A 501-nucleotide genomic window follows, 5' to 3' on the forward strand; every position below is an offset into this window, starting at 1 on the left:
GGTGCCGGGCAAGCGTTTCGAGTCTGAGCGTCGAGCGCACCGTAAAGAATTTGTGTTAGTGCACGACTTAGATTCCAGCGCACGTTTGGACTCCAATAAATCGACGATTGTGTTGATTGGTTTTGCTGCGGTTATCGCCTGTGCACTACTAGAACTTGTGCCGATCATTAAAGGGCTCGCGGTATACATCATTGCACTCATTGCGTTTGGCATAGTGCAAATCTCTGAGCTTCGCCGCCGTTTTCCCATTGATATTGTGGTGATTGTGGGTTCTGCGCTCTCTATTGCGCAGCTGATGATTTCATCGGGCTTGTCCGTCAGGATGGGCGAAATGTTTATCGAAGCGTTTAACGGCTGGGGCGTATTTGGTGCGCTGGTGGCCACATACATCATGACCTTGGTGCTGACTGAATTGGTGACCAACAATGCCGCTGCCGCGTTAGCATTTCCGATTGGCTATAGTATGGCTGTCGGGTACGGAGTGGATCCGATGCCATTTAT

1 protein-coding gene is annotated in these 501 nt (G+C 50.5%); it reads left to right on the top strand.

The genetic code is table 11. The features are described from left to right. A partial coding sequence (locus tag R7Q11_RS29790) for an SLC13 family permease (RefSeq protein ID WP_405532675.1) occupies positions 1–501 on the top strand: 501 nt, incomplete at both ends.

The sequence above is a fragment of the Vibrio sp. 970 genome, assembly GCF_033339075.1.